Annotated in this window: 11 protein-coding genes; 7 read left to right on the forward strand and 4 right to left on the reverse strand. The window is 66.5% G+C overall.

Annotation, left to right across the window (positions count from 1 at the left end; genetic code table 11):
- The first annotated feature begins 40 nt into the window (after positions 1-40).
- Positions 41-301 (forward strand): 30S ribosomal protein S20, encoded by a 261-nt coding sequence (rpsT, locus tag A5760_RS05165; RefSeq protein WP_007769864.1) that lies wholly within the window; start codon positions 41-43, stop codon positions 299-301.
- A 29-nt stretch (positions 302-330) separates the two neighbouring features.
- Here rpsT and holA read toward each other — a convergent pair whose 3' ends face one another.
- The 3 genes from holA to A5760_RS05180 all read right to left on the reverse strand — a co-directional run bounded on the left by holA (position 331) and on the right by A5760_RS05180 (position 3,780).
- Entirely contained in the window at positions 331-1,299 is a 969-nt protein-coding gene (holA, locus tag A5760_RS05170; RefSeq protein WP_064878312.1) for a DNA polymerase III subunit delta, read from the reverse strand.
- A 64-nt stretch (positions 1,300-1,363) separates the two neighbouring features.
- A complete protein-coding gene (locus A5760_RS05175) occupies positions 1,364-2,860 on the reverse strand; it encodes a ComEC/Rec2 family competence protein (RefSeq protein ID WP_064878314.1) in 1,497 nt (498 codons plus the stop codon).
- Between the two features lie 50 nt (positions 2,861-2,910).
- Positions 2,911-3,780, reverse strand: a complete 870-nt coding sequence (locus tag A5760_RS05180; protein WP_064878316.1) for a ComEA family DNA-binding protein — start codon at positions 3,778-3,780, stop codon at positions 2,911-2,913.
- A 200-nt stretch (positions 3,781-3,980) separates the two neighbouring features.
- On the opposite strand from A5760_RS05180, the gene A5760_RS05185 reads away from it, so the two are divergent.
- From A5760_RS05185 to A5760_RS05195, 3 genes are read left to right on the forward strand one after another with little or no spacing between them, the layout of a single operon-like run.
- The gene (locus tag A5760_RS05185) at positions 3,981-5,141 is read left to right on the forward strand and encodes an acyl-CoA dehydrogenase family protein (RefSeq protein ID WP_064878318.1); all 1,161 of its coding nucleotides are present in this window, start codon (positions 3,981-3,983) and stop codon (positions 5,139-5,141) included.
- A 7-nt stretch (positions 5,142-5,148) separates the two neighbouring features.
- Positions 5,149-6,255 (forward strand): acyl-CoA dehydrogenase family protein, encoded by a 1,107-nt coding sequence (locus A5760_RS05190; RefSeq protein ID WP_064878320.1) that lies wholly within the window; start codon positions 5,149-5,151, stop codon positions 6,253-6,255.
- A 3-nt stretch (positions 6,256-6,258) separates the two neighbouring features.
- Positions 6,259-6,690, forward strand: a complete 432-nt coding sequence (locus A5760_RS05195) for a PPOX class F420-dependent oxidoreductase (protein WP_064878322.1) — start codon at positions 6,259-6,261, stop codon at positions 6,688-6,690.
- 2 nt (positions 6,691-6,692) lie between these two features.
- On the opposite strand, the gene A5760_RS05200 is transcribed toward A5760_RS05195, so the two are convergent.
- Positions 6,693-17,738 carry a type I polyketide synthase gene (locus tag A5760_RS05200; protein WP_064878324.1) on the reverse strand — a complete coding sequence of 3,682 codons (11,046 nt, stop codon included), beginning with the start codon at positions 17,736-17,738 and terminating at the stop codon, positions 6,693-6,695.
- A gap of 286 nt (positions 17,739-18,024) precedes the next feature.
- On the opposite strand from A5760_RS05200, the gene A5760_RS05205 reads away from it, so the two are divergent.
- The 3 genes from A5760_RS05205 (at position 18,025) to pe (ending at position 23,745) form a co-directional block, all read left to right on the forward strand.
- Positions 18,025-19,446, forward strand: a complete 1,422-nt coding sequence (locus A5760_RS05205; protein ID WP_064878444.1) for a condensation domain-containing protein — start codon at positions 18,025-18,027, stop codon at positions 19,444-19,446.
- A 117-nt stretch (positions 19,447-19,563) separates the two neighbouring features.
- A complete protein-coding gene (locus tag A5760_RS05210) occupies positions 19,564-22,575 on the forward strand; it encodes an RND family transporter (protein WP_082279343.1) in 3,012 nt (1,003 codons plus the stop codon).
- A 57-nt stretch (positions 22,576-22,632) separates the two neighbouring features.
- On the forward strand, positions 22,633-23,745 hold the full coding sequence (pe, locus tag A5760_RS05215) for an acyltransferase PE (protein ID WP_064878328.1): 1,113 nt from the start codon (positions 22,633-22,635) through the stop codon (positions 23,743-23,745).
- The last annotated feature ends 4 nt before the right edge of the window (positions 23,746-23,749 follow it).

The raw sequence follows: 23,749 nt of genomic DNA on the forward strand, positions 1-23,749 counted from the left end.
GGCGACCCGCAAAACGTCTAATCGAAGAAGGAACTCCCGCGTGGCCAACATCAAGTCGCAGCAGAAGCGCAACAAGACGAACGAGCGCGCCCGCCTGCGCAACAAGTCGGTGAAGTCGTCGCTGCGTACCGCTGTCCGCGCGTTCCGCGAGGCCGCCCACGCCGGCGACAAGGAGAAGGCCGCCGAGTTGCTGGTGTCGACCAACCGCAAGCTGGACAAGGCGGCCAGCAAGGGCGTGATCCACAAGAACCAGGCCGCGAACAAGAAGTCGGCGCTGGCGCAGGCCCTCAACAAGATCTAAAGGTCCTACCGGCCGACGCCGTCCCGTCCCTAGTGGCCGCGCTGGGCGGCTAGTTCGGCGACCTGCCTGACCGCGGATTCCAGGGCGTAGTCGGCGTCCACCACCGCCCCCTTGACGTTCGCATTGAGCGTGGCGACCACCTTCATCGCCGTCGCCACCGAGTCACGCGACCAACGCCGCGCCTGTTTCTGCGCCTTCTGCACCCGCCAGGGCGGCATCCCGAGCTGCGACGCCAGCCGGTAGGGGTCGCCCGACAGCGGGCCGACCCGGCCGATCGTGTGGATCGCCTCGGCCAGCGCATCGGCCAACACCACCAGCGGCTCGCCCCGCATCATCGCCCAGCGCAGCGCCTCGGCGGCTCCCTCGATGTCTCCGGCCACCGCCTTGTCCGCGATGTCGAAGCCCTTCACCTCGGCCTTGCCGCTGTGGTACCGGCGCACCGCCGCGGCGTCGACCACCCCGCCGGTGTCGGCGACCAGTTGGGAGCAGGCAGAGGCCAGCTCCCGCAGATCGGAACCGACCGAATCCAGCATCGCAGTCACCGTGTCCTCGTCGGCCTTGACCCGCAGGCCGCGAAATTCCTTGCGGACGAAGTCGATGCGTTCGCTGAGTTTGGTGATCCGCGCGCACGCATGCACCTCGGCGCCGAGGGACTGCAGCTCGGTGGCCAGCGCCTTGGCCCGCCCACCGCCCGAGTGCACCACGACCAGCACCACACCCGTCGGCATGTCGTTCGCGGCCGAAACAATCACCGCGGCAGCGTCTTTGCCCGCTTCGCCGGCGGCCTCCAGCACGACGATCCGCTCGTCGGCGAACAGTGACGGACTCAGCAGCTCGGCGAGCTCATAGGTGCTGACGTCGCCCGCCCGCATGCGGTTGATCGGAACGTCGTCGGTGCCGGCCCGTTTCCGCGCCAACCGCAGCACGTCGGCCACCGCCCGATCGACCAGCAGTTCCTCGTCTCCCAGGACCAGGTGCAACGGCGAAACCTCGCTCACCCCACGATGGTGTCACGCCGCACCGACTGCGCCGCTCGGGGATCCGGCGGGACGACGACCTGCCCTAGCCCAGTCCGGACAGTGCCCAGGCCAGCCCGGCCAGCGCCGCCACTCCGGCCGCGAGGCGGAATGGCCGCCACCGCCACAGCACCACCGCCAGCACCGTGACACCGCCGACGATCAGCGTGCCGGGCAGGCCCTCCGGGACCGGCAGGGTCGCGCCAGGCAGGTTGGCCGCCCGGCGGGCCACCGCGTCGACCCACCACAACTCGGGACCGGTGAAACGGATCAGCAGCCGCGCGGCGGCCGGCCACACCGCGCAGAGCGCCGCCGCCGCGGTACCGAGCACCGTGATCGGCGCGATCACGGCGGCCACCACGAGGTTCGCGAGCGCGGCAACCACGCTGAATCGGCCCGAGATCGCCGCGACCAGAGGCGCGGTCACCACCTGCGCGGCCCAGGCGACGGCGAGCGCGTCGGCCAGCGGCTTGGGCCACCCCTTCCCCACCAGCCGCCGCGACCAGACCGGCGCGACGACGATCAGCGCGGCGGTGGCGACCACCGACAGCGCGAACCCCACGTCGACGGCCAGCGCGGGGGTGACGGCCAGCAGCACCAGCACGGTGGCGGCCAGGGCCGGAATGGCTTGGCGCCGACGCGAAGACAGCATCCCCACCAGTGCGATGGCACCCATCACCGCCGCCCGCACCACACTCGCCGTCGGCTGCACCACGATGACGAAGGCCACCAGCGCCAGCGCGGCAAGGGCGACGGCAGCGCGGGGACCGACCAACCGGGCGGCGAACAGCACGGCGGCGCACACGATCGTCACGTTGGCGCCCGACACGGCCATCAGGTGCGTCATGCCGGCCGCGCGAAAGTCGCGGCTGGTCTCGCTCGGCACCGCCGAGGTGTCGCCGAGCACCAGCGCGGGCAGCATCGCCGCCTGCTCGCCGGGCAGCGTGTCGCGGACGGCGGCGGCGAATCGGCTGCGCACCCCGTGCGCGGCGCGCTGCACGGCGCTCGCGGTGCCCATGGTCGGCCGGCCTGACGCGTTGAGCACCGCGACCGTCAGGTCGCGACGGGCCGGCCGGGTGATCCGCGCGGTGAACTGCACCGGCTGGCCCACCATCACAGCGCCGAAGTCCGAGGCGCGCGCGAACACGACGACCCGGCCCGATGTTTGGGCGTCGCGCAGACGTCGCAGGGAGGCCTTGAACATCAACCGGCCGGCGCCCAGCGACGCCGGGCTCTCGGTGGGCGTGACGGTGACCGGAGCGCTGCTGCCGAACGCCGCGGTGATCGGGTGGTGAACGACAGCGTCGGTGCGCAGCCCGATGGCGAAGCCGTATCCCGCACCAACCACGCCGACCGCGGCCACCCCGGCGCCGATCGCCCGCAGCCGCGCTGTTCTGCCGGGCCGGTGCGCGGCGCGCCATGCCAGCACACCGGACGCCGCGGTCAGCGTGAGGCAGCACCAGGCGAGGATTCGGCCGGCCGGCCACCAGATGCCGGCGGCGGTCACCGCCCAACAGGTCAGCGCCGCCGGCACCAGGCGCACATCGACATGCCCGGAAGGCGATACGCCCGGCCCGGGAGGAACCACCGGGGTCAGACACGGACCAGGGCGCGCAGCTTCTCCAACCGCGCCGGTCCGATGCCCTCGACGTCGGCGAGCTGGTCGACGCTGGTGAACTTGCCGTTGGATTGCCGCCACGCCACGATCGCGGCGGCGGTGACCGGCCCGACGCCGGGCAGCGCGTCGAGTTCCTGAACGGTCGCGGTGTTCAGGTCGACCGCCTGGCCCGGCTTCGGCTTGACCGATCCCGGCGTCGGTGTCGGGGCCTTCGACGTCGGCGTCGTTCCGGCGGCCACCGAACTGCCCAGCGCCGTCGGCTGCCCGGGAGCGGGCGCGAGACCGACCACGATCTGTTCGCCGTCACCGAGCGGTCGGGCCATGTTCAGTCCGATGGTGTCCGCCCCGTTCACCGCGCCGCCGGCGGCCTGAAGCGCATCGGCGATACGCGCGCCCGGCGCGAGGGTCACCAGGCCCGGGGTGTGCACCAAACCGACCACGCTGACCACCACCGGGCGGTCGGGCTCCGGCGGTGGCGCGGCACCCGGACTTGCCGACGACCTGGGGCCGGCCGTCGACACCTTCTCCACCGGTGGCAGCTTGGCCGACATCACCGGCGCCGGCCGATCGCGCAGCAACGTGAAGACCGTGACCAGCACAGCCAGCGCCGCCACGATCGCCAGCCCGATGGCGCCGGCGCGTCCGGGGTCGGCGCGCATCCTGGCCATCCAGCCCCGGTCCCGCGACGCGTCGGGAAGCCACCGCGGCAGCAGCGAATTCTGGTCGTCGTCGGGGGCGTCGCCGGTCGGGGCCGACCCGGCGTCCTCGGGACCGGCGTCCGCATCGGTCTCCGGTTCAGCGTTGAGCCGTCGCTGCAGGCGCTCCGCCGGAAGTTCTGTTCGCATGGGCCGACGGTAGGTCCGCGGACCGCCACAACGGCCCCGCTCAACGGCGCCGCGGGGCCGATCTGTGGATTAACCCGAGGCTGTGCATGGGGCCCGCGAGGGATGGGTCAAGATGGAAGTCGAGCGAACGACCGGCACCGCCAGAAAACAGCTCTGGGCGCTGCGTCGTCACGGTCACCCCGAAACGACAGGAGGCTGCCATGCAACTGGCGCTCACGCCCGAGGAAGCCGCGTTCCGCGACGAACTCCGCACCATCTACACGACCAAGATCCCCGAGGAGCTGCGCGACCGGGTGCGCCGGGGCTCGGCGGAAGTGAACCACGACGACATCGTCGCCAGCCACAAGATCCTGCACGAGCACGGCCTGGCGGTACCGAACTGGCCGGTCGAGTGGGGCGGCAAGGACTGGACGCCCACCCAGCATCAGATCTGGGCCGACGAAATGCAGCTGGCGTGCGTCCCGGAACCGCTGAACTTCAACACCAAGATGGTGGGCCCGGTGATCGCCGAATTCGGTTCGGAGGAGGTCAAACAACGCTTCTTGCCCCCGACGGCCAGCCTCGACATCTGGTGGTGCCAGGGATTCTCCGAGCCCGAGGCCGGATCGGACCTGGCGTCGCTGCGCACCACCGCGGTCCGCGACGGCGACAGCTACGTCGTCAACGGCCAGAAGACCTGGACCACGCTCGGGCAGTACGCGGACTGGATCTTCTGCCTGGTCCGAACCGACCCGCAGGCTCCCAAACGCCAGGCCGGCATCTCGTTCCTGCTGTTCGACATGAACACACCGGGCATCACCCTGCGGCCCATCAAGACGATCGACGGCGGCCACGAGATCAACGAGGTCTTCTTCGAGGATGTCCGGGTGCCCGCCAACCAGCTTGTCGGAGAAGAGAATCAGGGCTGGACGTACGCGAAGTACCTGCTGGGCAACGAGCGCACGGGCATCGCCGGAGTGGGGCGGACCAAGGTGCGCCTCGCCGAGGTGAAGAAGCACGCGGCCGCCACCGGGGTGCTCAACGACCCGCTGTTCGCGGCGCGGCTGGCCGAGGCCGAAAACGAGCTGTTGGCACTGGAACTCACCCAATCGCGGGTGGTCACCGACTCCGCGGACGGCCAGCCCAACCCGGCGTCATCGGTGCTCAAGCTGCGCGGCAGCCAGCTGCAGCAGGCGGCCACCGAACTGCTCGTCGAGGTAGCCGGGCCGGATGCGCTGCCCGCCAACGGCGAAGACATCGCGTCACCGTCCTGGGCCCAACACAGTGCGCCGCACTACCTCAACTACCGCAAGACCTCGATCTACGGCGGTAGCAGCGAGGTGCAGCGCAACATCATCGCGTCGACGATTCTGGGATTGTGAGGCAGCCATGGACTTTCAATTGAGCGACGAGCAAGCCCTGCTCCGCGACACCACCCGCGACCTGTTGTCGCGCACCTACGACCCGGAAAGCCGCAACAAGATCATCGGCTCCGATCTCGGCTGGAGCCGAGAGGTGTGGAATCAGCTCGCCGACACGGGAATTCTCGGTCTGGGTTTCGAGCCGGAGGAGTCCGGCCAGATCGAGATCATGGTGGTGCTCAACGAGGTCGGTCGCCGGCTGGCCCCCGAGCCGGTGCTGCACGCCGCGCTGGGGCCCGGTGCGCTGATCGCCGAGCTGGGCAGCGCCGAGCAGAAGCAACTGCTCGACGAGGTCGCGGGCGGGCAGCGGCTGCTGGCGTTCGCCCACCTCGAGCCGGGCCCGCGCAAGCCGGCCGCCGACGTGAGCACCAAGGCTGAGCAGCAAGGTGATTCGTGGACAGTGAGCGGCCGGAAGAACCCGGTGCTCGCCGGGGACTGCGCCGACACCTTGGTGGTCAGCGCCACGCTGCCGAACGGCGGCACCGGGCTGTTCCTGGTCGACGCGGCAGCGGTGACCAGGCACCCCTACCGGACGTTCGACGGACAGCGCGGCGCGCAGATCGACCTGGACTCCACCGCCGCCGAACCCCTGGGCGAGGCGGTCGACGCCTCGGGCGCCATCCGCGACGCCCTCGTGCGCATCCAGTCGGCGCTGTGCGCCGAAGCGCTGGGGGCCATGGAGGAATCGCTGCGGCTGACCACCGATTACCTCAAGACGCGCAAGCAGTTCGGCGTCACGCTCAACAAATTCCAGGCGCTCACGCAGCGCGCTGCCGACATGTACGTGTCACTGGAATTGGCCCGCAGCATGACGCTGTACGCGGCGATGTCGATCGCCGACGGCAACATCGACCCGGTGATCGCCTCGCGCGCCAAGCTGCAGATCGGCCGCTCGGGCCGGCACATCGCACAGGAGTCGGTGCAGATGCACGGCGGCATCGGCGTGACGGCGGAATACCCGGTCAGCCACTACGCCGCCCGGCTCACCGCGATCGAAAACACTTTGGGCACCTCGGGCGAGCACCTGCACAATCTCATTGACCACCTCGGCGACTACGACCTGGCCCGTCTGTAACGCATGGCCGAGCCCGCGGAGCTGACCGAGAAAGTCATCGAGTTCCTGTCAGCCGGCACCCGTACCGGGATGCTGGGCTACCTCGCCGCCGATGGCCGCCCGCTGGTCGCGCCGGTGTGGTTCGTGGTCGATGACGGACAGCTGGCGTTCAACACCGGGCGTGACACGTCGAAAGGCCGTGCCCTGGCTCGTGATTCGCGAGTCGTGATCTGTGTCGACGACCCCCACCCGCCCTACTCGTTTGTGCAGGTGCAGGGGGTTGCGACGGTGACGGAGGATCCGCAGGACGTGCTGCGCATCGCGACCCGCACCGGCGGTCGCTACATGGGCGCCGAGCGGGCCGAGGAGTTCGGCCGCCGCAACTCCGCACCCGGCGAACTATTGGTACGGGTCCGTCCAACCAAGGTCATCACCGGATTCGACATCAGCGCCTGACATCAGCGGGACTCTGGCGCGGCAATCGATTCCGCCTCGCCCGGCTCTGAGTCCGCGTCGGACAGCTGACCCACGAGATATTCGGCAAGGCCCCCGATGGTCGGATAGTCGAAGACCGCTGTCGCGTTGATCGTGAACTTGCCGCCGAACTGACTGTGCAGCCGGTTGCGGAGTTCGATCGCCATCAGTGAATCCGTACCCAGGTCCAGGAACCGACTGCTTGCGGCAGGCGGCGACGCGAGTCGCAGGAAGTTCTGCACCTCCCGCTGAAGGAATTCGGTCACGAAGCCGGCGCGCTGCGGCACCGGAATCTCCATCAGCTGCTTGAGCAATTCGCTGTCACCGGTCACCTCTCCGACGGCACTGGGCAACACGAGGTCGAGGATCGGTGGGCGCGAACTGCCCAGCACCTTCGCGGCACGCTGCCAATTGGCCTTGAGCACGGTGGCCTGGCCCGTTCCATTCGCCACGACCTCGACGAGGGCACCGAGCGCGGCCGACGGTTCCAGCGGAATCAGGCCCTGCGCACTGATATTGGCGGTTGCGGCCTCCGAAGAGGCCATGCCCCCCTGGGCCCAGGGACCGAAGTTGACACCGGTGGCCGGCAAGCCTTGCGCCCTTCGCCGCGCGACCAGGCCGTCGAGCAGGGCATTGGCGGTCGCGTAGTTGGACTGACCGGGCGAACCGAACAAGCTCGACACCGAGGAGGACACGATGAAGAAGTCCAGATCATCGTCCCGCGTCAATCTGTCCAAATGGCACGCGCCGAACGCCTTGGGCATCAAGGTTGTTCGGAATCGCTCCAGGCTCTGCTGGGACAGCAGCGCATCATCGAGCACGCCCGCCAAATGTGCCACACCGGCCAACGGGGGCAACTCCGCGCGGATGCGCTCCAACAGCTTCGCGACGTCGGACTCCGAGCCGACATCGGCGCAGAACACGTGGATGCGGCACTTGTAGCGCTCGGCGATCTCGTCGATTGCCTGTTGCACGTCCGCACCGGGCGCGCGCCGGCTGGACAACACGATGTCACCCGCACCGAGTTGAGCCAGATACGACGCGGTGTGCAGACCGATCGCACCGAGTCCGCCGGTGATCAGGTAGCTCCGATCCGCCTGGGGCTGAAGCGGATTCGGTGTCTGAACCACGATCTTTCCGATGTGCCGCGCTTGCTGCATCCGGCGGAATGCGGCCCTCGCCTCGGTCAGCGGGTAAATCTCGGCGGGCAGCGGTGTCCACTCGCCCTTGGCCAATCCTTCGGAGACCTCCGTCAGCAAGTTCCGAATACGTTCGGGCTCCTGGAAGGTCACGGTGTCCAGTGCCACGATCTCGTAGGCGATGTCGGGACGGGCCTGTGCCATCTGCTCAGGCGTCCAGATGTCACGCTTGGCGATCTCGGCGAAGCGGCCGTTGTGGGCGGTGGCCCGCACGGTCGCTTCGAGGAATCCCTCACTGGTCAGGCTGTTGAGCACCACGTCGACGCCGGCACCATCGGTATCAGCCAGGATCTGGTCTGCGAAATCCGTTGTGCGCGAGTCGTAGACGTGCTCCACACCCAACTTGCGCAACGTCGCGCGTTTGAAGGTGCTGGCCGTGGCGAAGACGATGGCACCACGCTGCTGTGCCATCTGAATCGCCGCCAGGCCGACACCACCGCTGGCGGCGTGGATGAGCACACGCTCGCCGGGCTTCAGCTGCGCCCAGTCGAACGCGAGCCGAACCGTCAGCGCCGCAGCGGGAATCGTCGCCGCCTCGACCGCGCTCACCCCGTCCGGGATCGGCGCCAGCAACTGGGCAGGCACGTTGAACCGGCTGGAGAACGCACCCTGCATGAAGCCGTAGACGCGCTGGCCCACCTCGACTCCGGCGACGCCCTCGCCCAGCTGGGTGACGACACCCGCGAAGTCTCCGCCGATCGGCCCGGGGTCGCCCGGGTAGAGGCCGAGGACGTTGAGCACATCGCGGAAGTTGAGGCCCGAGGCCTCCACCCGGACCTGCACGTAGCCCGCGTCCGGGGGCGCCACGTCCACTTCGGTCAGCCGCAGGTTGTCAATCGCGCCGCGTTCGGTGGGTGCCAGGACGTAGTCGCCTGCACGCGGCACCGTGAGATGACCGCTGCGCGACCATGGCAATAACCGGGAGGCCAGCAGCTTTCCTTGTCGCACCGCGAGTTCCGGTTCGTCAACCGGGGTCGCCAGCAAGTTGGCCAGTGCCTGCACGGCCTCGGGTGACCCGTCGCAATCGACCAACTTGGCGCGCAGTACCGGTTCCTCGTTGATGGCGGTGCGCCCGAATCCCCACAGTGCCGCCTGCACCGGGTCTACCTGTTCGCCGGATTCGGTGGCCACGGCCCGTTCGGTGACGATCCACAGTCCGCCAGGCAGTTTCACCGCGCCGCCTTGCACCGCGTGCACGGCGCTGAGCAGATTGGTGATTTCCGTTTCGAGGCGGCCGGCCCAGTTTTCCGAGCCGGCGCCGTCTTCTTTGTTCGGTCCGCTGCTGCGCCAGACGACGCCGGTGAACGGCAGCCCGCGTTCGGCAGCCTGCGCCAGCACCTGTCCCAACGGCTCCGGATCAATGTTCCGGTCGAGCGGGACGCAGCCCGGCACCGTGGCCGCCAGTTCGTCGAAGCCGGCGATCAGCCAGGTGCCGGTGACTTCTGCGGCTTCTTCGCGCGATGGCGGCGGCACCTCGTGCCAGCCAAGGCTGTACAGCAACCGGGTGGCATCGCCGCCGAGCCCGCGCAGCAACGCCTCGCGCGGTGCGCGTTTGACAGTGAACTCGCGAATCCCACCCAACTTGCGACCATCCCGGTCGACGAAATCGAGGTCGAAGACCTGGGTTTCGCTGTTGAGTTCGCTGCTGTGCCACCTCGCACGGCAGTAGAACCGCCGTGGCATTTTCTCCCGCAACATCACTTGCCCGTACCGCAGCGGCAGGAACAGATCGTTGACGCCCTGTTCGGCCGCGAGAAGCGCCGGGAACGCGGGGAAAGCGACTCCGGTGCACAGATCCATCAGCACCGGGTGCATCGGCTCGCTGCCGAGTTGTTCGGCGAGTTCTTCGCCGACGAGGATGTCGCCGATCGCTTCGCCCTCGCCGAGCCACAGCGACTTCAGGGAACCGGACCAGGTCGGTCCCCAGGCCAGCTCCAAGTCGGCGAAGGTCTCGAACAACTCCTGAGGACGCATGCGGTTCAGTCGCTCGAGCGTTTCGTCGACCGGATCACCGTCGGATACCGGTTCGTCACCGATGTCATCCACGCCGGCGACCACGGTGCCTTCGGCGTTCAACGACCATTCGGCGCCACGCTCGCCGTACGGACGGCTGTGCACTTGGAATCTGGACTCTCGGCCGTCCTGTATCGGATGCAAGGTCAGCTGTACTTCACGAGAACTCTTTTCGGGCAGGATGATCGGCTCGTAGAAGAAGACATCCTTCGCCCGCGCCGGAGTACCGACCGCGGCCAATGCCATTGCCGCGTAGGTCGCCCCAGGCACGACGACCGTGCCGTAGATGACGTGATCGGATAGCCAAGGCTGCGATTTGACGGACAACCTGCTGGTGTAGACGGAGTCGCCCGAGGCGAGGTCTTTCGCATTACCGAGGATTCCCGATACGGCCGGACCGTCGACCGCGATGCCGGACGTCTTAGGCCAGAAGCGACGGCGCTGGAACGGATAAGTGGGCAGTTCGATTCTGCGACAAGGCTGATCATGCAGCGCAGCGAAATCGAGACGATGGCCGCCGACGTAGGCCGCGGCCAGCGCGTCGGCGATCTGGCGCCGATCGCCGACGCCCTTACGCAGCGAGACAATCGCCCGCGGTGCGGCAAGGTGCTCTGGCCAAACCTGTACCGCTGCACCGGTCAGCACCGGTTGCGGGCCGATCTCCATCAACACCGAGCAGCCCAGCGCCGCCACGGTGCGCACACTTTCGGCGAACTGCACCGGCTGTCGGGAATGCCGCCGCCAGTACGGGGCGTCGAGTGGGGTTTGGCTCGTGAGCACGGCACCGGTGCGGTTACAGACCAGCGGCATGCTCGGCGCGGCAAATTGCAATTGCGCGGCGTACGCCTCGAATTCGTCGAGCACCGGGTCCAACAGCTCGGAGTGGAAGGCGTGGCTGGTCTGCAGCCCGGTGCAGCGGAATCCCTCGTCACCGAACTTGGCGACGATCTGCTCCACGTCCTCACCCGGACCCGAAAGCACGGTGTTGGGTCCGTTGTACGCAGCGACCGACACTCGCGGAAATTCGCCCGCGACCTCCTCAACGTGCTTGGCGTCGGCGAACACGGCCACCATGCGCCCGCCTTCGGGCAGGCTGCCGAACATTCGTCCGCGCTCGGCCATTAGCCGGGCGCCGTCCTCGAGACTGAACACGCCTGCCACACATGCGGCTGCGTATTGACCCACGCTGTGCCCCAGCACCACGTCGGGCTGGATCCCCCACGACTGCCACAGCCGGGCAAGGCCCATCTCGACGGCGAAAAGCGCCGGCTGCGCAAACGAGGTGTGCCGCAGCCTTTCTCCGGCTTCGCCTCCGGTTTCGCGATCGGTGGCGAACAGCACCTCCAGCAACGGATTCGGCAATATGTCATTGACCGCATCGGCACAGCGCGTCACGGTTTCGGCGAAAACCGGTTCGGTGTCGAATAACTCATGCGCCATCGCCGAATACTGGCTGCCCTGGCCGGTGAACAACCATGCGGTTGTCGGGTGGTGCGCGTGCTCGCCACGTACGACACCGGGCCGCAGGCGGTTCTCAGCCAGCTCGGCCAGGGCGTCGCGCGCGCCCGCGACCGAGTCCACGACCAGCGCGGCGCGATGCTCGAAGTGTGAACGGCCCGTTCCGGCGGTCAGGCATACCTCGGCGAGGTCTGCATCCGGGTGGGAGCTCAGCCAGGCCTCGTAACGCTGCGCCAACGCCATCAGTGCTTCCGGTGACCGCGCGGATAGCGCCAGCACCCTGACCTGTTCAGCGCGAGCTTGCGACGCCGACTCCGTCGCGACATTGTCGGCGATGTGCACGTCGGCGGACACAGCTCGCGCCGGCGCCTCCTCAACCAGCACGTGCGCGTTGGTACCGGTGAACCCGAAGGAGCTCACGCCGGCGCGCCGCGGTCTGCCGTTGGGCCGCCACGGCATCGCCTTGTCCACGACCCGTACCGGCAGCGAATCCCACGGGATGTGCGGCGACGGCTCCTCGAAGTGGAGGCTTTGCGGCAGGACGTCGTGCTGCAGCGACAACACAACTTTGATCAGACCTGCTGCGCCTGACGCGGATTCGGTGTGACCGATATTGGTCTTCACCGAGCCCATCAGCAGCGGCCGGTCCGCGTCGCGCGAGCCGCCGTAGGCGGCGGCCGCCGCCTGCACCTCGATCGGATCGCCGAGCGGGGTGCCCGTCCCATGCGCCTCGAGGTAATCGACATCTCCGCCTGCCAGACCGGCACGAGCGAGCGCCGTCCCGATAAGCCGTTGCTGTGCACCACCATTGGGCACTGTCAGGCCACTTGATGCCCCGTCCTGGTTGACCGCGCTGCTGGCAATGACCGCACAGATCCGATCACCTTCGCGCTCGGCGTCGCTCAGTCGCTTGAGCACGAGAATCCCGCAGCCTTCACTGCGCACGTAACCGTCGGCGGAGGCGTCGAAGGTCTTGCATCGCCCCACCGGGGAAAGCATTCTCGCGCGCGAGGCGGCAACAACGGTCACTGGACTGAGCAAGACGTTCACGCCCCCGGCGAGCGCCATGTCACAGTCACCGGAGTGCAATGCCTGGCAGGCCTGATGGACGGCCACCAGCGCGGAGCTGCATGCGGTGTCGATCGCTACCGCCGGTCCTTCGAGTCCCAGGGCGAAGGCAACGCGACCGGAGATGGCGTTGAGCGCATTGCCGGTGATGAAGTGCGGTTCTATCTTGTCGATCGACTCCGACGACAGCAGGTGCGCATACTCGTTGGCCGCCACACCCACGAAAACTCCGGTCCGGCTGCCGCGCAACGTCGCTGGCGAGTGCCCGGCGCGTTCCAGGCCTTCCCATACCGTTTCGAGCATCAGACGTTGCTGCGGCTCGATCCAGACAGCCTCGCGGGGCGAGATGCCGAAGAATTCGGGATCGAATCCGTCTATTTCGTCGAGGAATCCGCCGAACCGCGTGTACGTCTTGCCCGGAGCGTCCGGATCCGGATCGTAGAACTCGTCGATGTCGAACCGGTCCTCCGGGACCTCCCGGATCGCATCGACACCGCCGGACAACACCTCCCAGAACGCTTCCGGATCGGGCGCGCCGGGGAAACGGCACGACACCGCGACGATCGCGATCGGTTCATCCGTGCGCGTCGTCACCTCGGCTGTCGGCTGAGGTCTGGGTTTGGAGGACGCCTGATCACCGAGCTCGAGCACATCGCCGAGCAGGTAGTCGGCCACGTCGGACAGCCGCGGGTGATCCATGGCCAGGGTGGCCGGGACCTGCTTGCCCACCCCTTGTTCGATGCGGCGCCGCAATTCGACCGCCATCAACGAATCCATGCCGAGATCGAAAAACCCTGCGTCCTCGCGGATTTCCGCGGCATCGACCCGCGTCACCTCCGCGACCGCATCACGGAGATAGTCGGTCAACAGTTTCTTGCGCTGCTGCACCGGAGCGCTCGTGAGCCGCTCGACCAACGGGGTCTTCCCGGCGGGCGTTGCGGAAGGCCCCGCGGTATTCATCAGGCTGGGCACCTCGCGCTCCAGCTCCGCCAGGAACGCACGCCTACCCGCTTGCTGGTAGAGCGGCAAGAAGCGGTCCCAGTCGATCCGGGCCACAACTGCGTGTGCGGGGCCCTGCGCCGGAGCGGCCGCCACAACATCGGCCAAACCGGCAAGCGCAGCGGCCGGTGCCAGCGTCCGGATCCCACGCTGATCCAGTCGGGCACGAGATTCCGCGTCCGCCATGCCCGCCGACCACGGCCCGAAATTGACGCTGACGCCGAGGATGCCCTGCTCACGTAGGCGCCAGGCGAGACCGTCGAGGAAGGCGTTCGCCGCGCTGTAGGCGCTCTGGCCGAATCCCCCCCACACCGAGGCGATCGAGGAAGTGCTGATGAAGAAGTCGAGCTGCAGATCAGCCGCCGCTTCGCTCAAATGCCAAGCACCCCAGACCTTGCCGGCGAACACGCGGTCGACCTCGGCGTCCTGAAGGGCGCTCAGCGGCGTGGTGCCGATCTCACCCGCAGCGTGGACGATGCCTGCCAACGGCGGCAGCTCGGCTTGCACGCCTGCCAGCAGGCGGGCGACGTCGTGCGCATCGGCGACATCGGCGGTGACGACCCGGATTTGGCAGCCGTGCGCTTCGCCCAGTGCATCGATGCGCTGTTGGACGGCATCGGTTGGTGCGCGCCGGCTGGTCAGCACCAGATGCCCGGCGCCGTTCGCTGCCAGGTATCCGGCGATCTCGAGCCCGATCGCACCCAGCCCGCCGGTCACCAAATACGTTGCGCTGTCCCGTATCTGCAGCGGCGCACCGCGCGACGGCCCAGCGCGTCGAACCAACCGGGGAACGTAGACCGCCTCATCACGCAGTGCGAGCTGGTCTTCCCTGGCGACTGAGTCGCGCGGCGTGCTGATCCGGTCGATGAGCCGAGACCATTCGCCGGCAGTCCCTGCGCCCAGATCTGCGAGTCCGCCCCATACCTGCGGCAGCTCCAGCGATGCGGCGCGACCGAAACCCCACAGGCAACTCTGATGCGGCGCCACAGTGTCGGTGTCGGTGACGCGCTGCGCGCTGCGCGTCACGATCCAGATCGGGCTGCGTAGCTCGGCGGCGACCGCTGCGCGAAAGAGCCGCCGTGTTCCGCCAAGAATCCGGTGTTGCGTCCGCAACAGTGAGCGCATCGTTGGTGTGGTCCCGGCCGCCAAAGCCGCGACATGCACGATGCGTAGCGTCGAATCGTCTGCAGCGGCAGCGCGTAATGCGCCAACGAGCTGTTCCTCGTCGGCGTCGGACACCGGTAACCCGACGACCCGATGCCGGTGGCTGCGTGCGGTCAGCCAGTCGACCAACGGCTGGACGGAATCCGTATCGTCGCCGACGATGATCCAGCTCGACTCACCGACCACTTCTGCGCGGGAAGGCGGAGTTGTTGTTTTGTCCCACCGGATCTCGTAGCGGTCGTCCGCGACGGGCCGGGTGGTGCGCTGTTGATTGTGTTGTGCTGCAAGCTTGGTGAGCACCTGCACGGTCTGATCATTACCGCTCGCACCGTCGATCAGGGTCGCCAGTTCCTGGATCCGGCCGTCCTCGAGCAGGCGCACGGCTTCGGTACGCGGTGCGCCGACGTCCTGTCGTTGTTCGGGGCGCTCACGATCATTCCGGAACCAGTACTGGCGACGCTCGAAAGGATAGGTGGGTAGATCGAGTTTTTGCGTGTGCGCCCTCCGTAAAGCGTCAAAGTCGGGCAGGTGACCCGCGACATACGCATCGGCGACCGCTTCGGTGATTTGCCGGTGGTCAGCGGTATTTCGGCGCAGCGACGGGATCGCTCGCGGCGCGGTGGCCGGATCAGGCCATGCACTCAGAGCCGAGGCGGTGAGCACCGGTCGGGGACCGATCTCGAGCAACACCTTGCAGCTCAGCTCGGCAAGAGTGCGCACGCTCTTGGCGAATTCCACCGGTTGTCGCGCGTGCCGGCGCCAATAGGCGCCATCGAGCTTCACGCTCCGGCCGAGCGCGGCGCCGGTGCGGTTGTCGATCAAAATGCGTTGAGGCGCTTTGAAGTCGAACTGCCCCGCATACGATTCGAAATCGTCGAGGATCGGGTCCAGGAGCGCTGAGTGGAACGCATGGCTGGTGTCCAACCAGTCACATCGGATACCGTCGGCCGTCAGTCCGGCCACCGCCTGCTCCAGATCCGCTGCAGGGCCGGATAATACGGTGTTGGCACCGTTGTAGGCGGCGACCGACACAGCCGGGAAATCGTCGGTCAGTCGCTCGACTCGCTCGGCGGCGGTGAACACCGCAACCATCCGGCCGCCCGCAGGCAGACTGCCGAAGAGACGACCACGTTCGGCCGTCAGCAGCGCGCCGTCTTCGAGGCTGAGCACGCCTGCCACGCAGGCCGCCGAATACTGGCCGACGCTGTGGCCCAGCACGACGTCCGGTTCGAAGCCCCATGATTGCCAGAGCCGGGCCAGGCCCATCTCCACCGCAAAGAGCGCGGGCTGTGCGTAGGAGGTCTGCTGCAGCGTCGCGTCGCCGTCCGGGCTGTTCCCGCCGAAAATTACGTCCAACAACGGCTTTTCGAGAACGCCGGCGACCGCAGCAGCGCAACGATTCAGTGTCTCGGCAAACACCGGCTCGGTGTCGAACAACTCTTGAGCCATGCCGGGGTATTGGCTGCCTTGACCGGTGAACAGCCACGCCGTCTTCGGCGGGTCCTGGGATTCGCCGCGGAACAAACCGGGTGCCGGGCGATCCTCCGCGAGTGCGCCGAGTAGCTCCACGGCAGATTCTCGCGAGTTGACCACCAACGCGGCCCGCTGCTCCAAGTGTGCTCGCCCAGCGCCGGCGGTGAAGCATACGTCGCGCAGGGTCGCCTCCGGGTGCGCGCTCAACCAACTGCGGTAGTCAGCTGCGAGCCGTGCCAATGCGGCGGGCGTTCGCGCCGAGAGCGGCAGGATGCTGAACCGTCGGTCCCCGGGATGCTCGAGGGGAACCGGCGCCGCGAGAAGCGCTTCGGGTTGCTCGGGTGCTTCCTCGAGAATGACGTGAGCGTTCGTGCCGGCGAATCCAAATGAGCTGATTCCCGCAATGCGGGGCTCTCCGTTGCGTTCCCAGGCGGTGGCCTCCTCGACAACCTGCACCGCGAGCCGATCCCAGGGAATGTGGGGCGACGGGTTCTGAAAGTGGAGGTGTTGCGGCAGTAGTTCGTTCTCGAGCGACAGGATGACTTTGATGACGCCGGCAATACCCGCTGCTGCTTCCAGATGCCCGATATTCGTCTTCACCGAGCCCATCAGCAGCGGCCGGCCCGGTTCGCGTCCGGCGCCGAGTACCGCACCCGCGGCCTGGGCCTCGATGGGGTCACCCAGTGATGTCCCGGTGCCGTGCGCTTCCAGGTACCCGATGTCGCGGGGTTCGAGGTTGGCTCGCTTCAGCGCGTCGGCGATAACACGTTGTTGGGCAACGCCGTTCGGCACGGTCAAGCCGCCCGAAGCCCCGTCCTGGTTGATCGCGCTGCCGCGGATCACGGCGCGTATCCGATCACCATCGCGGATCGCGTCCTCGAGGCGCTTGATCACGATGACACCGCAGCCCTCGCCGCGTACATAGCCGTCCGCCGCCGCGTCGAATGTCTTGCACCGGCCGTCGGGTGCAAGCATGTGCGCGCTGGAGAACGTAATCATGGTCGCCGGGGTGAGCAGGACGTTCGCCCCGCCGGCAAGGGCCAGGTCGCATTCGCCAAGACGCAGCGCTTGGCACGCCTGATGGATGGCCACCAGCGACGAGCTGCACGCCGTGTCGACGGCGACTGCCGGACCCTGCAACCCCAACCGATAGCTGATCCGGCCCGCCGCCGCGGCGTTCGACGTCCCGATGGCCAGGTAGGCCTCGATTTCGGCGTAAGTCAGCTCGTCGGACACCATTCCCAGGTAGTCATGCGTGGCCAAACCCACGAAGACACCAGTGTTGCTGTTCGCCAGATCAGTTGGCGCAGTTCCCGAATGCTCCACTGCGCGCCACGCCGTTTCCAGCAAGATCCGGTGCTGCGGGTCCATCAGCCTGACCTCGCGCGTCGACATACCGAAGAACGGAGCGTCGAATCCCGTTACGTCGTCGACGAAACCGGCACGACGGGTGACGACCTTGCCGGGCGCACCCGGTTCCGGGTCGAAGAATTCGTCGACATCCCACCGGTCCTGCGGCACTTCAGATACCACATCTCGGCCTTGCCGCAACACATCCCAGAACTCATCCGCATCAGCAGCTCCCGGAAATCGCGCAGCGTAGCCGACAATCGCAAAGCCCGATGCCGGCTCTTCCAAACCCTTGACGGATGGCATGCGCTTGTCCTCTCTTGGCCGGTCAAGATCGATCCCCGCGGGAGGCAGTTGCGCTCGGAGAATCATTTCCGGAGGCCGACACCGCGCCCACACCGCGCAACGACAGCCGGTTCGGCTGCCGCCCTGCGTCCCCGCTCGGCCGTTCGATCTCTACAACGGCCCACCCGGTTCCGTGAGCGAGTGTAGGCGGTGGCCCGCGCATGCCTGCCAAGGTGATCGCCGGGAGGGTTATCTTGGTCTCGCCGCCAGCGTGGCCGCAGCCGTTCAAACCGAGGAGGACGAAGTTTTGCGCATCGGGAAGATTACGATCGGCGCACTCGACGATTGGACGCTGACCCCTGGCTCGGTCACCTCATGGCACCCGACGGCCGCGGCAATCGAAAAAGCCCGGCAAGCACCGGTGAGCTCTGTGCCGGTCAGCCATATGCAGGGCCAACATCTTCGTAACTACTGTGAACGGACGGCCGCGGGGCTGAATTTCTCCCGGCAGATCATCGCTACCTGCGAACTGCCGGGGATGTGCGATGTCCCCGCCATGAACCACGCTGTCAACGCGTACCTGCGTCGGCATGACACGTTCCGCAGTTGGTTCGAGCACACCGGTAACGGAGAGTTCGTCCGCCATACCATGAGCGATCCTGCCGATATTGAATTCGCGCCGATCGAGCACGGCGGGATGACGGCTGACGAAATACACGCTCACGCCGTGGCCATCCCGAGCCCGCTGGAGTGGGGCTGCTTCACCTTCGGGATTATCCAAAGCGAGAGCCACTTCACTTTCTTTGCCGCCATGGATCATGTCCACGGGGACGCGACGCTAATAGGCACCACGATGATGGAAGCCAACGGCATGTATACGGCGTTGAGCGGAGGCGGTGAGGCCCTTGCGCTTCCCGATGCCGGCAGCTTCGATGATTTCTGCACCCGCGAACGCGAATACACGTCAACGCTGACCGTTGATTCGCCCGAGGTGCGCGCGTGGATCGACTTCGCCGAGAACAATAACGGTGGCTTCCCCGAGTTCCCGCTCCCGCTGGGTAACCCGCGGGAGTCCAGTAGCAGCGACATGACCTCGGAACTCCTGATGGACGCGACACAGACGGAGCGATTCGAATCGGCCTGCGCGGCGGTCGGCGCGCGCTTTGTCGGGGGTCTGTTCGCCTGCCTCGCCCTGGTGGAGCACGAATTTACCGGGGCTCTTACGTATTACGCGCTTACGCCCAGGGATTCCCGCAAAGCCACGGACAATTTCATGACGCAAGGCTGGTTTACCGGTTTGATTCCCATCACCGTGCCCATAGCTGCGGCCTCTTTTGGCGATGCCGCGTGGGCGGCGCAGACTTCCTTCGATTCAAGTCTGGACATGGCGAAAGTTCCCTACTATCGCGTGTTGGAACTGGCGCCGTGGTTGCGCTGGCCACGGCCCAACTTTCCGGTATCGAACTTCTTTCATGGCGGCGCTGCTCCGCTCAATGCCATTCTTGCCGCAGCCGACCTAGGGCTTGCGAACAATATCGGAATCTATCCTGACGGCCGGTATTCATATCAACTGACCATTTATATCTTCCGGTACGGCGAGGGCACGGTCATGGCGATCATGCATCCCGACAACCCGGTCGCCCGGAAGTCGGTTGTCCGCTACATGGAAGCGATGAAGTCGGTCTGCGTGCGGGTCGCCGGCAGCGGGAGTTGGGGACGCGTCGCGTAGCGTGGAGCACTTCGATGGCTCGCGAGGCGAAATTGCGTGGTTTAACCGGGCTCGGGCGATGCGGCCGAGTGTCGCCGGCGGGCACACCCGACTGCGAAACCCGGGGATGAGGGCGGTATGCGACGGCTAGCCGATTCTGTGGTGCGGTGGCCCTGGGTAGTGGTCGGGATCTGGGTCGCGATTGCGGTCGCGCTACCGCTGGCTCTTCCCTCGCTGGGCGAGATGGCCGAGAAGCATCCGCTCGCTATCCTGCCCAGCGATGCGCCATCGAGCGTCACCGCCCGAAAGATGACCGAGGCGTTTCACGAATCGGGCTCAGAAAACCTCCTGTTGGTGGTCCTGACCGACGACAAGGGGCTCGGCCCCGCCGACGAAGCCGCTTACGGCAAACTTGCGGACGCGCTGCGCCGGGACACGCGAGATGTGGTCATGGTGCAGGATTTCATCAGCACACCGGCGTTGCGCTCGGTCGTTACCAGCAAAGACCACAAAGCGTGGGTGGTACCGATCGGCGTTGCGGGCGAGTTGGGCACTCCCAGCTCGTATGCGGCTTTCAACCGGATCGGCGACGTCGTCAAACGCGCCGTCAGCGGCACGCCGCTGACGGCGAACCTTACCGGCCCCGCAGCGACCGTCGCCGACCTCACGGTCGCGGGCGCTCGGGATCGGATGCCGATCGAGCTGGCGATCGCGGTGCTGGTGCTCATCGTCCTGCTGGTGATCTACCGCAGTGCGGTCACGATGCTGCTGCCGTTGCTGACGATCGGGATTTCCCTGGTGATCGCGCAGGCGGTGGTAGCGGGCTACTCACAACTAACCGGCGCGGGCGTCTCAAACCAGTCCGTCGTGTTCTTGAGCGCCATAATGGCCGGCGCCGGAACGGATTACGCAGTCTTTCTCATCAGCCGGTATCACGACTATTTGCGGTCGGGTGCGAATTCCGATCAGGCGGTCAAGCGCGCGATGTTCTCGATCGGAAAAGTGATCGCCGCCTCCGCCGCCACCGTCGGAATCACGTTTCTCCTCATCAGCTTCGCCCGAATGGGAGTCTTCAAAACGGTTGGGGTGTCGGCGGCGATCGGGATCGGAGTGGCATTCCTCGCCGCGGTGACGTTGCTGCCGGCAGTGCTGGTGCTTGCGGGGCGGCGTGGCTGGGTCCAGCCACGGCGCGAGCTGACCGCCCGGTTCTGGCGGCGTTCGGGCATCCGCATCGTGCGGCGACCGAAGGTCAATCTGATTGCCAGCGTGCTTGTGTTGATCATCCTGGCCAGCTGCGCCGGCCTGGTGCGTTACAACTACGACGATCGCAAGGCACTGCGGTCTTCCGCCCCGAGTTCCGTCGGGTACGCGGCGCTGGACCGTCACTTCCCGGTGAACCAGTCCATTCCGCAGTACATCCTGGTCCAATCACCGCATGACCTTCGCACGCCGAAGACCCTTGCGGACTTGGAACAAATGGCGGACCGAGTCAGTCAATTGCCGAACGTTGCTGCAGTCAGCGGCATTACGCGTCCCACCGGGAATGTGCCAGAACAATTCAGGGCCACCTATCAAGCGGGCGCCATCGGCACCTTGCTGGCCGGCGGATCCACCCTGATCAAAGACCACACCAATGACCTCAATCGGCTGGTAGATGGGGCCGGTACGCTCGCCGACAACCTCGGCAATATGCGGGGCCAGGTCATCCAGCTGGCTGCCAGCGTGCAGGAGGTGGAGAGCGCCTTCTCGTCGACGAAGAACCAGTACAGCGGCGACGCGCTGGTGAAAGAGGTCGACATCGCGGCCCAGCTCGTAGACCATGTCAACGCGCTCAGCAATGCGATGGGCTGGAACTTCTCAGCGGCCAAGAACATGTTCGCTTGGATCGGCCCGGTGCTGGCGGCGCTGCAGGGTAACCCGAGATGCGACGTCGACCCGTCGTGCAGCGCCACCCGCGGGACATTTGAGCAACTGGTTGGCGCACGCGATCAAGCAGACCTAGACGCGATCAATGATTTGGCCCACCAACTGCAGGAGTACCCGGACAAACGGGCGCTGAAAGCGTCGACCGACCGCCTGCGTGCCGCATTGGCGAAGCTCACCAACGTGCTGCATTCCCTGGGGATGGATAAGCCCGGTGGTCTACAGACCAACCTGAACAGCTTGCAAGATGGCGCAAACCGATTCGCCGGTGGGAGCCGCCAAGTGGCCGACGCAGTGGCTCAAGTCGTCGACCAAGTCAAACAGCTCGGTAGCGGGCTCAATGAGTCAGCTGCGTTTTTGTTGTCGCTGAAACGCGACGCGGCACAACCGGCTATGGCTGGGTTCAATATCCCGCCCCAGCTGCTGCACCTAGCGGAGTTCCAGAAGGCCGCCAAGGCGTTCATTTCGCCCGACGGCCACTCCGTGCGGTACCTAGTTCAAACCAAACTCAATCCGTTCAGCACCGAAGCCATGGATCAGGTCAACGCGATCGAAGCGGCCGCTCGGGGGGCTCAACCGAACACCGCATTGGCGGACGCCACGGTATCGATGGCGGGATACACCGTCGCCCTGAAGGACACGCGTGATTACTACCAACACGATATCCGGTTCATCATCGCGGTAACCCTCTTAGTCGTGCTACTGACCTTGATCGCGCTGCTGCGCGCGATTGTTGCGCCGCTGTATCTTGTTGCCTCCGTGGTCATTTCGTATTTGTCGGCGGTGGGTATTGGCGTGCTCGTATTCCAATACGTACTGGGCCAGCAATTACATTGGAGTGTTCCCCCGCTGGCGTTCGTCGTGTTGGTCGCGGTGGGGGCCGACTACAACATGCTGCTCGTCTCGCGAATGCGGGAGGAGTCTGGACACAGCGTGCGTTACGGCATCATCCGGACCCTGGGTTCGACGGGCGGTGTCATCACCGCGGCAGGTCTGATCTTCGCAGCCTCGATGTGCGGTCTCTTGTTCTCCAGCATCAGCACCGTGGTCCAGGGTGGTTTCGTGATCGGGGTGGGAATCCTGCTGGATACCTTCTTGGTTCGCACCATCACGGTTCCCGCCATCGCCGCGTTGGTCGGACGGGCGAACTGGTGGCCGTCCCCAGTGGGCGTGCGACGGCCGTCGTTGCGGTCGCCGGAGGGACGCGCCGACGCGCGGCCCGGTTAGCACCCGCACATGATGTATGTGAGACTACGAGGCGAATCCGAGCGGTCAGGACTAGGGATGAAGAAACTACTCGCCGGAGTTACGGCGCTGGTAACCGTCGGTGCCACAGGGTGTTTCGGCGTCAATACCGCGACGGCAGACGATGCGCCCATCGGCGGTCCACCGACCCCCGGGGCGCCGGGCGACCAGACAGCGTTCGCCCTCGGAGGCGCTCACGTTGCGGGCATCCCCTACGACGAGTACATACGTCAGGAGGGCGCCCAATGGTTCCCCGGCCAGAAGCGCGAAATCGTCCCCTACCCGGCGGGCCAGATTCAGGGCCACGTGCTGGAGCGACTCTTCCCGGGCATCGGCAAGATCGATGAGCAGTTCCCGGGCCTGGGTGTGGACGGCCCCAGCATCGGCGAGTCTGTCGTCGAGGGAATAGGCAACCTCGATGCAGCGATCCGCACCGGACACCCGGGTACGGCGATCGGCTTGTCCGAGGGCGGGTTCGTGGTCGACGGCGAGCAGGCTCGGCTGGCGAATGACCCGGCTGCTCCCCCGGCGGACAAACTGAACTTCGCCACATTCGGCGACCCGATTGGGCATCACGCCTTCGGTCAGAGCTTCCTGACCGCCATGTTCCCGGTCGGCAGCGTTGTTCCCGCTCTGGACTACACCATGCCACCGACGTATGAGAGCCAGTACGACACGAACAGGTTCGTGGCTGCATACGACTTGATCGCGGACTTCCCCGATCGGCCGGACAACATGTTCGCTCTGGCCAACACGCTGCTGGGCCTGGCCACCGGTCACACGGCGGTGGCCTTTACGAACCCGAGCATGGTGCCGCCCCAGAACATCAGGACGACGACGAACTCCAGGGGCGCGAAAGACACCACCATCATGGTTCCGGAAAAGCACCTTCCGCTCGTCATGCCGCTGGCCTACCTCGGCATCCCGGAAGACACCCTGAACAAGCTCGACGCGATCCTGATCCCCCGAGTGAATGCGGGCTACGCGCGAAATGACGACCCATCGACCGCTCCGGTTCAGGTGGATCCCGTGCACGGCTTCGACCCAGCGCAAGTTATCGCGCCAGTCAACCAGGCGGCACTCGGCAGCGGCGACCCTCTTTCGCAAATCGTCAGCGGCGCCACGTCCGCGCTTTCCAACGGCACCGGCTGACAAC

The sequence above is a fragment of the Mycobacterium colombiense genome (assembly GCF_001665835.1).
Lineage (GTDB): Bacteria > Actinomycetota > Actinomycetes > Mycobacteriales > Mycobacteriaceae > Mycobacterium > Mycobacterium colombiense_A.